11 protein-coding genes and 1 pseudogene are annotated in these 13,876 nt (G+C 67.2%); all 12 read right to left on the reverse strand.

The window, feature by feature from the left end:
* Positions 1–15: 15 nt before the first annotated feature.
* A complete protein-coding gene (dnaE, locus tag AB4089_RS16525; protein ID WP_441410361.1) occupies positions 16–3,573 on the reverse strand; it encodes a DNA polymerase III subunit alpha in 3,558 nt (1,185 codons plus the stop codon).
* Positions 3,574–3,616: 43 nt separating this feature from the next.
* Complete coding sequence (locus AB4089_RS16530) at positions 3,617–4,591, reverse strand: RluA family pseudouridine synthase (protein ID WP_441410362.1); 975 nt, start codon at positions 4,589–4,591, stop codon at positions 3,617–3,619.
* Positions 4,584–5,162 carry a signal peptidase II gene (lspA, locus tag AB4089_RS16535; RefSeq protein WP_441410363.1) on the reverse strand — a complete coding sequence of 193 codons (579 nt, stop codon included), beginning with the start codon at positions 5,160–5,162 and terminating at the stop codon, positions 4,584–4,586. The genes AB4089_RS16530 and lspA overlap by 8 nt, the downstream gene beginning before the upstream one ends.
* Positions 5,163–5,330: 168 nt before the next feature.
* The gene (locus tag AB4089_RS16540) at positions 5,331–6,035 is read right to left on the reverse strand and encodes a DivIVA domain-containing protein (protein WP_390202918.1); all 705 of its coding nucleotides are present in this window, start codon (positions 6,033–6,035) and stop codon (positions 5,331–5,333) included.
* Positions 6,036–6,195: 160 nt separating this feature from the next.
* The gene (locus AB4089_RS16545; RefSeq protein ID WP_390202917.1) at positions 6,196–6,504 is read right to left on the reverse strand and encodes a YggT family protein; all 309 of its coding nucleotides are present in this window, start codon (positions 6,502–6,504) and stop codon (positions 6,196–6,198) included.
* A 137-nt stretch (positions 6,505–6,641) separates the two neighbouring features.
* Positions 6,642–7,172 carry a cell division protein SepF gene (locus tag AB4089_RS16550; RefSeq protein ID WP_441410364.1) on the reverse strand — a complete coding sequence of 177 codons (531 nt, stop codon included), beginning with the start codon at positions 7,170–7,172 and terminating at the stop codon, positions 6,642–6,644.
* Between the two features lie 87 nt (positions 7,173–7,259).
* Positions 7,260–8,021 carry a YggS family pyridoxal phosphate-dependent enzyme gene (locus AB4089_RS16555; protein ID WP_441410425.1) on the reverse strand — a complete coding sequence of 254 codons (762 nt, stop codon included), beginning with the start codon at positions 8,019–8,021 and terminating at the stop codon, positions 7,260–7,262.
* Entirely contained in the window at positions 8,014–8,826 is an 813-nt protein-coding gene (locus AB4089_RS16560) for a laccase domain-containing protein (protein ID WP_441410365.1), read from the reverse strand. Before AB4089_RS16560 ends, AB4089_RS16555 begins: the two co-directional genes overlap by 8 nt.
* A gap of 115 nt (positions 8,827–8,941) precedes the next feature.
* On the reverse strand, positions 8,942–10,159 hold the full coding sequence (gene ftsZ, locus AB4089_RS16565; RefSeq protein WP_441410366.1) for a cell division protein FtsZ: 1,218 nt from the start codon (positions 10,157–10,159) through the stop codon (positions 8,942–8,944).
* Positions 10,160–10,377: 218 nt separating this feature from the next.
* Positions 10,378–11,319, reverse strand: a complete 942-nt coding sequence (locus AB4089_RS16570; RefSeq protein WP_441410367.1) for a cell division protein FtsQ/DivIB — start codon at positions 11,317–11,319, stop codon at positions 10,378–10,380.
* On the reverse strand, positions 11,312–12,712 hold the full coding sequence (murC, locus tag AB4089_RS16575) for a UDP-N-acetylmuramate--L-alanine ligase (protein ID WP_441410426.1): 1,401 nt from the start codon (positions 12,710–12,712) through the stop codon (positions 11,312–11,314). Before murC ends, AB4089_RS16570 begins: the two co-directional genes overlap by 8 nt.
* 57 nt (positions 12,713–12,769) lie before the next feature.
* Positions 12,770–13,867 (reverse strand): annotated as a pseudogene (gene murG, locus AB4089_RS16580) (undecaprenyldiphospho-muramoylpentapeptide beta-N-acetylglucosaminyltransferase); the annotation flags it as partial.
* Between the last annotated feature and the right edge of the window lie 9 nt (positions 13,868–13,876).

A 13,876-nucleotide genomic window follows, 5' to 3' on the forward strand; every position in this document is an offset into this window, starting at 1 on the left:
GGTTCCCCGCCCGGACTAATTGTCCAGGCAGGTCGGGCCGAGCAGCACCTTCAGGTCGCCGAACAGTGACGGGCTCGGGTTGACCCGCAGATGCACCGGCAGCCCCATCACCTCTACCCGGGTGTCGCCCTGCAGGTGCAACCTGACCTCGGAATTGCCGCGGTGGGTGCGCAACACGTCGCCGAGCTCGGTCACGACGGCCTCGGTGGCCTTGTGCGTGGCCATGGTGATGACCACGGGCCCGTTCTGGCTGTCACTGAGGTCCGGTACGGACAGTTCCATGCAGTTCAAGGTGACGGCTCCGTCGTCGCGCCGTTGCAGGCGGCCCTTGACCACCACGATCAGGTCCTCCGCCAGCACCGAGGCGATGGGGCCGTAGACCTGGCCAAAGAACATGACCTCCATGGAACCGGCGAGGTCCTCGATTTCGGCGCGGGCGTATGCGTTGCCGCTGGCTTTGGCGATCCTTCGGCTGAGCGAGGTGATCATGCCCGCGATGGTCACGATCGAGCCATCCGGCGGGCCGTCTTCGGCGATGATGGAGGTGATCGACCGGTCGGCGTGCTGGCTCAGGAGCCCTTCCAGCCCTTGCAGCGGGTGGTCGGAGACGTACAGGCCGAGCATGTCGCGCTCGAACGCCAGCTTGTCCTTCTTCTCCCATTCCGGCAGGTCCGGGATTTCCGTGCTGAGCGACGCCTCGGGCTCCTGGTCCTCGAAGCCGGCGAAGAGGTCGAACTGGCCGATCGCCTCATTGCGCTTGAGGGTGATGACGGAGTCGATCGCTTCTTCATGGATCATGGCCAGGGCACGGCGGGGATGGCCGAGCGAGTCGAAGGCGCCGGCCTTGATCAGGGATTCGATGGTGCGCTTGTTGCAGACCACCGCGGGGACCTTCATGAGGTAGTCCTTGAAGGACGTGTAGGCGCCTTCCTTTTCGCGCGCCGCCACCATGGCTTCGACGGCGTTCACGCCGACGTTGCGGATGGCGCCCATGCCGAAGCGGATGTCGGTGCCAACCGGGGTGAAGTTCAGAGCTGACTCATTGACGTCCGGCGGCAGCACCGTGATGCCCATGCGCCGGCATTCGTTGAGGTAGATCGCGGACTTGTCCTTGTCGTCGCCGACGCTGGTCAGCAGGGCCGCCATGTACTCCGGGGCGTAGTGCGCCTTCAGGTAGGCGGTCCAGTAGGAGATCACGCCGTACGCGGCCGAGTGCGCCTTGTTGAAGGCGTAGTCGGAGAACGGCAGCAGGATGTCCCAGAGGGTCTTGACCGCGGCCATGGAGTAGCCGTTGTCCTGCATGCCCTGGGAGAAGCCGGCGAACTGCTTGTCCAGCTCGGACTTCTTCTTCTTGCCCATGGCGCGGCGCAGGATGTCGGCCTGGCCCAGGGTATAGCCGGCGAGCTTCTGCGCCACGGCCATGACCTGCTCCTGGTACACGATCAGCCCGTACGTGCCGCCGAGGATTTCGGAGAGCGGTTCCTCGAGCTCCGGGTGGATCGGAATGACTTCTTGGATCTTGTTCTTGCGCAGCGCGTAGTCGGTGTGGGCGTTGGCGCCCATGGGTCCGGGCCGGTAGAGGGCCAGCACGGCGGAGATGTCTTCGAAGTTGTCAGGCTTCATCAGCTTGAGCAGGGAGCGCATGGGCCCGCCGTCGAGCTGGAAAACGCCCAGCGTGTCTCCGCGGGCCAGCAGCTCGTAGGACGCCGTGTCGTCCAGCTCGAGGGTTTCGAGGTCCAGGTCGACGCCGCGGTTCATTTTGATGTTTTCCAGGGCATCTGAAATGATCGTCAGGTTTCGCAGCCCGAGGAAGTCCATCTTGATCAGGCCGAGGCCTTCGGACGTCGGATAGTCGAACTGGGTGATGACCTGGCCGTCCTGGAAGCGGCGCATGATCGGAATCACGTCGATGATGGGGTCCGAGGACATGATGACGCCGGCGGCGTGCACGCCCCATTGCCGCTTCAGGCCTTCGATGCCCAGTGCCGTTTCGAAGACCTTGGCAGCCTCCGGGTCCGTGCTGATCAGCTGGCGGAAGTCACCGGCCTCGCCGTAGCGCTTGGACTGGGGGTTCTGGATGTCCGCGAGCGGAATGTCCTTGGCCATCACGGCCGGCGGCAGTGCCTTGGTCAGCGTCTCGCCCATGCTGAACGGGTAGCCCAGCACGCGTGAGGAGTCCTTGAGGGCCTGCTTGGTTTTGATGGTGCCGTAGGTGACGATCATGGCCACGCGCTCGTCGCCGTATTTACGCGTGACGTAGTCGATCACTTCGGAGCGGCGCCGGTCATCGAAGTCGACGTCGAAGTCAGGCATGGAGACGCGGTCCGGGTTGAGGAAGCGCTCGAAGATCAGGCCGTGGTGCAGCGGGTCGAGGTCGGTGATGCGCATGGCGTACGCCACCATGGAGCCTGCACCGGAGCCACGTCCGGGACCGACCCGGATGCCGTTGTTCTTGGCCCAGTTGATGAAGTCGGCCACCACCAGGAAGTAGCCCGGGAAGCCCATGGAGGTGATGACTTCCAGCTCATAGTCGGCCTGCTTGCGGACCTTGTCCGGGATGCCCTGGGGATAGCGGTAGCGCAGGCCCTTGTCGACCTCCTTGACCAGCCAGGACGTTTCGTCCTCGCCCTCCGGGCAGGGGAACCGGGGCATGTAGTTGGCGCCGGTGTTGAACGAGACTTCGCAGCGCTCGGCGATCAGCAGCGTGTTGTCGCAGGCCTCCGGGTGGTCGCGGAAGAGCTCGCGCATTTCCTGCGGTGACTTCAGGTAGTAGCCGCTGCCTGAGAAGGCGAAGCGCGAGCCGCCGTTGTCGTAGGTCGGCTCCAGGAGGGTGGAACCGGACTGGATGGCCAGCAGGGCCTCGTGCGCCTTCGCGTCGTGCTCGTGCGTGTAGTGCAGGTCGTTGGTGGCCACGAGGGGCAGGTTCAGGTCCTTGGCCAGGCGCAGGAGGTCGCCGGTGACGCGCCGCTCGATGTCCAGGCCGTGGTCCATGAGTTCGCAGAAGTAGTTCTCCGCGCCGAAGATGTCGCGGAACTCGGCCGCGGCCTCGACCGCTTCGCGGTACTGGCCGAGCCGCAGCCGGGTCTGGACCTCACCGGAGGGGCAGCCGGTGGTGGCGATGAGCCCTTCCGAGTAGGTGTTCAGCAGCTCCCGGTCCAGCCGGGGCCATTTGCCGAAGACCGAGTCCAGCGAGGCAATCGAGGAGGCCCGGAACAGGTTCCGCATGCCCACGTTGTTGTAGCTGAGCAGCGTCATGTGTGTGTAGGAGCCGCCGCCGGAGATGTCATCCTTGCGCTGGTGCTCCTCGCCCCACCGCACGCGGGTCTTGTCCGTGCGGGCGGTCCCGGGAGTCACATAGGCTTCGACGCCGATGATGGGCCTGATGCCCTGGTCGGTGGCCCGCTTCCAAAAGTCGAAGGCGCCGAACAGGTAACCGTGGTCCGTGGTGGCGAGGGCCGGCATGCCGAGCCGCTGGGTCTCGTCGAACAGCTCACCGAGCCGGGCGGCACCGTCCAGCATCGAGTACTCGGTGTGGTTGTGGAGATGGACAAACGAGTCGTTGCTGGAAGTCACCGCACCATTCTAGTGCCGAGCCGCGACGGCGGCGTGCAACGGCTCAGGCGTTCCCTGACTCCAGGACCTCGAGCGCATACTTCAGGTCCTGCGGGTACTCGCTCGTGACGGTCACCCGCTCCCCCGTCCGCGGGTGGTCGAAGGACAGTTCCCGGGCGTGCAGCCACTGCCGGGTCAGTCCCAGGGTGGCGGCCAGCCGCGGGTCCGCGCCGTAGGTCAGGTCACCGGCGCAGGGGTGCCGGAGGGCGGAAAAGTGCACGCGGATCTGGTGGGTGCGGCCGGTTTCGAGGTGCACCTCGACCAGGGAGGCCTTCCCGAAGGCTTCCAGGACCTCGTAGTGCGTCACCGAATCCCGGCCGTCCTCGATCACGGCGAACCGCCAGTCGTGGCCCGGGTGGCGGCCGATGGGCGCGTCGATGGTGCCCGCCAGCGGATCGGGAAGGCCCTGGACGACGGCGTGGTAGACCTTGTCCACGGTGCGTTCCTTGAAGGCCCGCTTCAGCACGGTGTAGGCGTTTTCGGTCTTGGCGACCACCATGACGCCGGAGGTTCCGACGTCGAGCCGGTGGACGATGCCGGCGCGCTCGGGGGCGCCCGAGGTCGAGATCCGGTAACCGAGACCGGCGAGGCCGCCGACCACGGTGGGGCCCACCCAGCCGGGTGAGGGATGGGCTGCCACGCCGACCGGTTTGTCGATGACGACAAATTCGTCATCGTCCAGCAGGATCAACAGGTCGTCCACTACTTCCTCCACGATTTCCAGGGGGTCCCTGCGGTCCGGCACAACGACGTCGAGCACGGTGCCGGGGGCGAGCTTGAGCGATTTGCCCACCGGCTTGGCATTGCTGGTGACGTTGCCCTCGGCGATCAGGGTGGCTGCCTGGGAGCGGGAGATGTCCATCAGCCTGGCCAGGCCCGCGTCCACGCGGGCGCCCGCCAGGTCTTCCGGGACGGTGAAGCGCCGGGGTCCGGCAGGTGCGGCGCCGGGCTCCCCGGCGAGATCTGCAGGTTCAGACATCTTTGGCCACCGTATCCTTCGTGTGGCGCGAGCCGTCCAGGGAGATTCCGCGGAGCGTGAGCAGGCAGATGATCACGACGGCGGAGACCACCGCCGAGTCGGCGATGTTGAAGATCGCGAAGTTCGGAAACTGGATGAAGTCCACCACGTGGCCCATCGCGAAGGCCGGCTCGCGGAAGAGACGGTCCGTCAGGTTGCCGAGTGCGCCGCCGAGCAGCAGCCCGAGCGCCAGCGCCCACCAGAGCGAGCCAAGCTTGCGCAGCTGCAGCAGGATCGCGACGGACACGGCCGCCATGATGATTGTGAACACCCACGTGACGTTCTCGCCGATCGAGAACGCGGCGCCGGAGTTGCGGATGTAGAACCAGTGCAGCAGCGGCGGAAAGACGGGAATCCGTTCACCCTCGGTCATGGTGCTTGTGACCCAGAGCTTGGTCAGCTGGTCGAACACGTAGGCGAACACGGCGAAGCCGGCGAACAGGACAAACAGCTTTGCCCGGCGCGGCCGGGTGTGCACAGGCTGTGCCGCCTCGACGGGCAGCATGGGCTCTGGTGATGGTGCGTCAGTCATAGGGCTTTCGTTCGGGAGCCAGTGCTGAGACTGGGGTGGGGTGCCCGGCTGGTGCCGGCCGGCGGACCCGGTGGCGGCGCAGTGGGGGAACAACAAGATGCGGGAAAATGAAAAGCCGGCGGCAGAGGAGTCCCCAGCCACCGGCTTTCAGAATACTTGGTTTTTGCCCTAGCTGGCTTCGCCAACCTCGGGGGCCGCGACGGAGCCGCGGGCATCCAGGTCACGGAGCTGGCCTTCGATGTAAGCCTTCAGGCGCGAGCGGTAGTCACGTTCGAAGCCGCGCAGCTGCTCGACCTTGCGTTCCAGGACGGAGCGCTGCTGCTCGAGGGCACCGAGGATCTTGCGGGACTTCTCCTGCGCATCGTTGACCAGGCTGCTGGCCTCGATCTGGGCTTCGGCGATGATCTTGTCGCGCTGCTGCTCGCCGTCGGCGACGTGCTTGTCGTGCATCTGCTGCGCCATGGCGAGCAGGCCTGCGGCGGACTCGGAGGCCGGGGTGGCAGCGTTGCGTGCCGGTTCGACTGCCTGGGCAGCCTGGGCAGCCTTGGCGGCCTGCTCGGCTTCCTTCTTCTTGGCGGCTTCTGCCGCCGCCTTTGCCTTGGCCTCGGCTTCTGCCTTGGCGGTGTCTTCCTTCTCGGCCTTGACGGGCGCCGGGACCTTTTCCACCACGGGTGCGGCGGCTGCGGAACTGGCAGGCGTGCCGGCGCCGGATTCGGCGAGCTTCTTGCGCAGCTCGTCGTTCTCCTGGTTCAGGCGCCGAAGTTCGACGACGATCTCGTCCAGGAAGTCGTCAACCTCGTCCTGGTCGTAGCCTTCGCGGAACTTGGTCGGCTGAAAGCGCTTGTTGACAACGTCTTCTGGCGTCAAAGCCATCTGGTCACCTCGTTGGTCTAGTTAGTCAGTAGGCCTTCCGGCCGTCAAAACTACGGTACCTAAATATGGTCTGGTTCCTCTAATTCAACACCGCAGTGTCAAACCGGAGTTTTCTAGCAGTTTGGGCGTCGGCCCAGGTCGACTGCTGTGCGGCGGCGGCTTATGCTGCGATCGGCTGGGCGTACACCAGGCCCTTGACGATCCACATCGCCACGCTGACGGCCACGAACAGCAGCAGGAAGCCGATGTCCAATGAGATTCCGCCGAGACGCAGCGGCGGGATGAGCCGGCGGAGCAGCTTGAGGGGCTTGTCCGTGACCGAATACACAGCATGGGCGGCCACGAGTGCCATCCCGCGCGGCCGCCAGCTTCGGGCAAACATCTGCACCCAGTCGAAGACCAGGCGGATGATCAATGCCACGAAAAAAAGCAACAGAGCGATATAGACGAGCCCGAAAACAATTCCCATGAGCTAACTCATATCTCCATGTTCATTCCGGATACCGAAGTGTCCTAAGGAAAGTGTCACTTCTATTTCAACACGGATAATTCCGCACTGATGCCAGGCAGGTCTCCCTGCCTGGCATCCGTACCGAATATTCGGGCCTAGCTTTGGTTGAAGAAACTTGCCTGTGTCTCGCTGGCCTTCTTGTCATCGCCAATGACCTCGATGTACGACGGCGAGAGCAGGAACACCTTGTTCGTCACCCGTTCGATGCTGCCGCGGAGCCCGAAAACAAGTCCGGCGGAGAAGTCCACGAGGCGCTTGGCGTCAGCCTCGCCCATGTCGGTGACGTTCATAATGACGGGGATGCCGTCGCGGAAGCTTTCGCCGATGAGTTTGGCGTCGTTGTAGGACCGCGGGTGGATGGTGGTGATCTGCCGCAGTCCGGTGGTCTCTTCGCGGCTCGATGCCGCACGCTTGATGGGTGTCACAGGTGCGCGATATTCCTCTTCAGCGGCTTGAGGCTCTTCCCGGGGGACCTCGCGGACGGGCGCCGGCGCACGTCGTTCCTCGCGGTCGTGCTCCATGGATTCGTCCTCATCCTTGTGCGGTGTGGGGTGCTCAGACTCGTAATGTTCGTCGCCGTCGGCGAGCCCAAGATAGATCATTGTCTTGCGCAGAGCGCCAGCCATGGTCGACTCCTAATCTTGTCCGTAAGCGGGCCGCTTAATGACTAGACAGCCTTGGAATCCCCGCCATTACCTTCCAATACTTTGAACTTACCGCAGCGCCGGACGCGGACCGAGAATATCGGAGCCAATGCGCAGGTGTGTCGCCCCGAACCGGACGGCCTCTTCGAGGTCCTGGCTCATACCGGCGGATATCCCCGTGGCGTGCGGAAACTGTTCTGTAAGCCGCCCGGAAATGGCGGCCAGCTTCTCGAAGGCGGCCGCCGGATCCGCGCCGAGGGGGGCAACGGCCATGACGCCCGCGAGCCGCAAGCCGGGGGCCGCTGCCAGCTCTTCGGCCAGCGCGGGAACCTCGCCGGGAGCCGCGCCTCCGCGGTGCGCCCCGGCGTCCTCGTCCAGGCTGACCTGGATGAAGCAATCCAGGGGCGGGCGCCCGGTGCGTTCCGTTTCGGCCTCCATCGCCTTGGCGAGTGCGACAGCCAGTGCAGCGCGGTCCACCGAATGCACGGACTGCGCGTACTTCACCACGGACTTGGCCTTCTTGCTTTGGAGCTGGCCGATGAAGTGCCAGCTCAGGCCGAGGTCCTCGAGCTGGGCTGCTTTCTCCGCCGCCTCCTGGTCCCGGTTTTCCCCGACGTCGGCGACGCCCAGCGACGCCAGCCGCCGGATGTCCTTCGCAGGGTGAAATTTGGTGACGACAATCAGGCGTGGCGGTGGCCCCTGCCGGCCGGCGGCGGCCACCGCGGCGTCGATCCTGCGCCGGACGGCCGCGAGGTTCGCCTCCAGCTGGGTCAGCCGGGGGCCTTCCAGTGCATCCTGCCGGTGGCCTGGTCCCGTTACCGGCTCAGTCATCGCCATGCGCCAGATCCGCGTGCGTCGGGTCCGTCCACGCCAACCCGGCGAAGCGGCCGGTGTGGCTGTTGCGGCGGTAGGAGAACAGGGTCTCGTCCTCGAGGGTGCAGCCCCCGGAGTATTCGACTTCGACGCCCGCTGCTTCCAACTGGCTCCGGACCCCTGCCGGCAGGTCCAGCCCGGGGGTGCCGGTGGAGGTCGTGCACCACGCTGCGGGCACGGCCGCGGCGACGTCGGCGCGCAGCCCTTCGGGGACCTCGTAGCATCGGCCGCAGACTGAGGGCCCCACCCAGGCGCTGATGCGGTCCGCGCCAAGCTCCCGCAGGCGGGCGACCGCGGCCGGCACCACTGCGTTGGCCACACCGGGCCGTCCGGCGTGCACGACGCCGAGGACAGGGTCCCCGGCAAGGTCCTCACCGACCAGCACCACCGGCACACAGTCCGCCACCAGGACGGCCAGCGGCTCGGTCCGGGTGACCATGGCATCGGCCGTGGGGGCAGCCGGAGCCGCACCCGCCGTGTCCAGGGCCGTCAAGTCCAGAGGCGCCGAGTCCAGAGGCACCGTTTCCAAGGTTGCAGGGTCCAACGTCGCCGTCGAGCTGCCGACGGTGGCGACATCGTTGCCGTGGACCTGGTTCATGTAGCGGAACCTCCGTCCGCCAAGACCGGCGGCCGCTTCGAGTTCCGCACGGCGTTGGTGGACAGCCGCGGGGTCGTCGCCAACATGCAGTGCAAGGTTCCCGGCTCGGGTGTCGGTGAAAGCCACCCACACGCCCGGCCGGACTTCAGCCCGCCAGCAAAACAATCACAACACCGCCATCAACATGTCCGGGAATTCTTTCGTTCATACAATCCACCGTAACCCGCCGCAAAGCAGCATGGCACCGCCGGACGGCGGTGCCATGCTGAAGCGGAACGGTTTACTTGAGGAAGTCCGGGACATCCAGGTCATCGGAGTGCCGGCCGGAGAGGTCCGGCTCCACGACGGCAGGCAGGTCGACGTCGAAGCCAGAGTCGGCCGGTACTGCGGACGGGCGCTGCTGGCCCCAGCCGCCGTAGCCGGCGGCACCGACCGTGGCGTGCAGCGGCTGGACGGGGGCGGAGGCGGGAGCCTGCGCCGGAGCGGGAGCTGCAGTCGCAGGGCGCTGCGGCRCGGCCGGCAGGGACTGGTCCATGGACGGCGAGGTGGCCTTGACGTCGTCGAAGCCGGCGGCGATAACGGTGACGCGGGCCTCGTCACCAAGGGCGTCATCGATCACGGCGCCGAAGATGATGTTCGCCTCCGGGTGGGCGACTTCCTGGACAAGGCGGGCTGCCTCGTTGATTTCGAACAGGCCCAGGTCCGAGCCGCCCTGGATGGACAGCAGGACGCCGTGGGCGCCGTCGATCGATGCTTCCAGCAGCGGGGAGGCAATGGCCAGCTCCGCAGCCTTGACGGCACGGTCCTCGCCGCGGGCAGAACCGATGCCCATCAGCGCGGAACCAGCACCCTGCATGACGGACTTGACGTCGGCGAAGTCCAGGTTGATCAGGCCGGGGGTCGTGATGAGGTCCGTGATGCCCTGGACGCCGGAGAGCAGGACCTGGTCGGCGGAGCGGAACGCGTCCAGGACCGAGACGTTGCGGTCGCTGATGGAGAGCAGGCGGTCGTTCGGGATCACGATCAGGGTGTCGACTTCGTCGCGCAGGGCGTCGATGCCTGCCTCGGCGGAGCCGGCCCGGCGGCGGCCTTCGAAGGTGAACGGACGCGTTACGACGCCGATGGTCAGGGCGCCAAGGGAACGGGCAATGCGGGCCACGACGGGGGCGCCGCCGGTACCGGTTCCGCCACCTTCACCGGCGGTGACGAAGACCATGTCTGCGCCCCGGATAACCTCTTCGATTTCATCGGCGTGGTCTTCCGCAGCCTGCCTGCCGACCTCGGGGTTCGCGCCAGCACCGAGACCACGGGTCAGCTCACGCCCGACGTCGAGTTTGACGTCGGCATCGCTCATCAGCAACGCCTGGGCGTCGGTGTTGATGGCGATGAATTCGACGCCGCGAAGACCGACCTCGATCATGCGRTTGACTGCGTTCACGCCACCGCCGCCGATGCCGACGACCTTGATGACGGCCAAGTAATTCTGCGGAGCTGCCACGTTACGTGTCCCTTGTTCGTGTACTAATGCGAAAACATATCGAGTCCTGCTTGAAGCTGGAAACCTTAACCTTCGACTTGAAGGTTATAGTTATGTCAAGTAACTCATGTCTGTGACGGTATTTCCTATGCCGGGGACATTCAATAACCGGCGGGGCGTGTCGCGCGAATACCGGCAAATAGCCCCTGTAAGTAGCGCCTTGGGCCGCTGAAGGCCGGCTAACGCGTGACAGGGTGCCGGGGCACGCTGACATCGTAGACCTTCACGGGGTTCTTGGGGTCGGCCGGGACCTTCAGGAGGGCCGAAAGGACGCGCGCCTTGAGCTCCTTCTCCCCCGCGTTGCCCCAGACGATCGTCTGCCCGTCGACGAGTTTGAGCTCGACGGCGTCGGCGGAGGCGGCGGAGGCATTGGAGAGCCGCGCCAGCACATCCGCAGGCAGCGCTCCCAGCACCGCGGTGATGGCCTGGAACAAGTCCTTCGGAAGCGTCCCGCTGCCGCCGTCGATGACCGGAAGCGCGACCGCGGCGGCATCCGTGGTGGTGCTGAGCTGGACGCCGTCGACGTCCACGAGCTGGAACGTTTGGCCCTGCTTGACCAGCGCCACCGGAATACGCTCGGTGACGCGCACCTGCAGGGTGGAGGGCGGCAGCGCCGTCACGGTGACGTCCTTGACCTGGACCAGCGGCTTCAGCAGGGCCGTGACCTCCTCCTCGCTGACCTGCGGGAGGGGTTTTCCCTGAAGGGGCGCGAGGGCGGCCTGCACCTGATCCGGGTTGAGCAGCTTGGTGCCGGCCACGGAGACGGTTCGCAGGGCCAGCACGGGCGAGTAGACGGCAGCCGCGACGATCCCCGCCATCAGCACGGCCACAATGCCTATGGTGCTGAGCACGATGCGTCTGCGGCGCTTGCCCTTGGGCTCGGGGAAGGTCAGCACCTTGCCGGCGACGTTCTCCAGAGGGCTCGGCGTGCTGTGTGGGTGCTGCGGATGCTGCGCGGTGCCGCCCGCCGGGTCTGCGGCGTTCTTGGACGCCGAAATGACGTCCGTGCCTGTTCCGCCGGACGGCGGCCGGGAACCTCCCCCAGAGGCGTTGGAACCAGGGGCGTTGGAGCCGGAGGCGTTGGCGCCGCCCCGGTAAGTGGGGCGCCGGGTGCTAGGCACCGGCGGCCTCGACCGTCAGGGCGTCGACGATCAGCGGCCCGTAGGCGGTGACGTCGCCGGCGCCGGCGGTGAGCACGATGTCCCCCGGTCCGGCGGCCGCCAGCAGCGCCTGTACGGCTTCCCCGCCGGGTCCGACGAGGCTGCCGCCGGAGCCCAGGTGTTCGGCGATCAGCCCGCTGGTGACGCCGGGGATGGGATCTTCCCGGGCAGGGTAGATATCCAGGACCAGTGCCGTGTCCGCCGTGTTGAGGGCCTCGGCGAACTCGCGGGCGAATTCGCGGGTCCGGGAGAACAGGTGGGGCTGGAAGAGTACGTGCACCTTGTGCTGCCCGGCGACCGCCCGGGCCGCGGACAAGGCAGCGCGGACTTCCGTGGGGTGGTGCGCATAGTCGTCATAGACGCGGACGCCGCGCCCCTCCCCCTTGAACTCGAATCGGCGCGAGGCGCCGGAGAAGTGGGCCAGTGCCCCCGCAGCGGTGTCCGGCGCGACGCCGAGTTCGAGCGCCACCGCGAAGGCCGCGGCGGCATTGAGCGCGTTGTGCCGGCCGGGAACCTGGAGTTCGACGCCGAACGTGCCCGCCGCCGTCGAGATCCCCAGCTGGCCGGGTCCGGCGTCGTGCAGCCGGATGTCGGCGTCGGCCGCCGTCCCGTAGAGGACCACGCGGGTGTTGCCGCGGGCGCGTGTGCGTTCGGCGAGGGCCCTCGCTCCGGGGTCGTCTGCGCAGGCCACCAGGACACCGTCCGCCGGGAGCAGTGCCGTGAAGCTGTCGAAGGAGGCGTAGACGGCGTCGGCGGTGCCGTAGAAGTCCAGGTGGTCCGGCTCGACGTTGGTCACGACGGCGATCGAGGGGCGGTAGTTCAGGAAGGAGCCGTCGGACTCGTCAGCCTCCGCGATGAAGATCCCGGACGCGCCGTGCGCCGCGTTGACGCCCAGGGCCGGGACGTTCGCTCCGATGGCGAAGGACGGGTCCAGTCCGGCGCCCTGGAGTAACACGGTGATCATCGACGTCGTGGTGGACTTGCCGTGGGTTCCGGCGACTGCCACCACCGTGTCCTCCGCCATCGTGGCGGCCAGCGCCTCGGAGCGGTGCAGCACCGGGAGCCCAGCGGCGCGTGCTGCTGCGAGCTCGGGGTTGTCGGGCCGGATGGCGGAGCCGGCGACCACGGTCTGGGCGTCGCCCAGGTTGTCCGGTCCATAGCCCACGGCGATCCGGGCGCCGGCGGCTGCGAGGTCCGCCATGACGGGCAGGTCCTTGGCGTCGGAGCCGCTGACCGGGATGCCGCGGGCCACCATGATGCGGGCGACGGCGGACATGCCGACGCCGCCGATGCCGATGAAGTGAATGCGGCCCAGGGACTCCAGGGATCGCGTGCCGTGTTGGGGCTGGGTCATGGCTCTACTGCTTCCTGCCGTCCTGGGTGGGGCGCTGCTGTGTCGGTGTTGCTTCGGGGCCGCGACTTCGAGGATGAGATCGGCCATGCGCCGGTCCGCGTTGCGGATGCCGAGCTGTTCGGAGCTGGCCGCCATCCGGGCCAGCCTGTCCGTGTCCAGCAGGAGCGGAATGATGTTCCCGCGGATCCAGTCGGCGGAGAAGGCCTTGTCGTCGATGATCAGGGCCCCGCCTGCGTCGACAAGTCCGGCGGCGTTCAGCGCCTGCTCGCCGTTGCCGATGGGGAGGGGGACAAAGACGGCGGGCACGCCGACGGCGGCCACCTCGCAGACGGTGGCGGCACCGGCCCGGGCCAGCAGCAGGTCCGCTGCGGCGTAGACGGTCTCCATGCCGTCCACGTACTCCACCTGCCGGTAGCCTGGCGCGGCGAGGGGCTTGCCGGCGGCGTCGTGCACGGACTTGCCGCGGCCGGTGATGTGCAGCGTCTGCACGCCCGCCTCGGCGAGGGCTCCTACGGCCGCGGCGAGGGACCGGTTGATGCTCTGGGCGCCAGAGGATCCGCCGGTGACAATCAGCGTTGGCTTGTCCGGGTCCAGTCCGAGCGCCTGCCGTGCGCCGGCGCGGGCGGCCGCGCGGTCAAGGCCGGAAATCTCGGGGCGCATCGGCATGCCCACGTGCCGGGCGCGTCCAAGTTTGGTCGCGGCGAAGGCGACGGCCACGTGCGCGCCGAGCCGGGCGCCTACGCGGTTGGCCAGGCCGGGGCGGGTGTTGGCCTCGTGGACCACGATCGGGATTTTCCGGCGCCGGGCCGCGAGGTACATCGGCGTGCATACGTAGCCGCCCACTCCGACAAGGACGTCGGCTCCTGCCGCATCCAGGATGGACCCTGCCTGCTTCACCGCACCGACCATCCGGCCGGGAAGCCGGAGCAGGTCCGTGGAGGGCTTGCGCGGGAGCGGCACCCGGCTGATGGTGGCCAGCTCCAGGCCGGCCGCCGGAACCAGGCGCGCTTCCATCCCCCCGGGGGTCCCGACAGCCAGGAGCTGCACTGCGGGGAGGGACTGGCGAAGGGCGCCGGCAATGGCCAGCAGCGGGCTGATATGACCGGCGGTTCCGCCACCGGCAAGGACCACGGACAAAGGCGATTCGGTGTTCATGAAGGGCTG

The sequence above is a fragment of the Arthrobacter sp. 2MCAF15 genome (assembly GCF_052115605.1).
GTDB lineage: Bacteria > Actinomycetota > Actinomycetes > Actinomycetales > Micrococcaceae > Arthrobacter.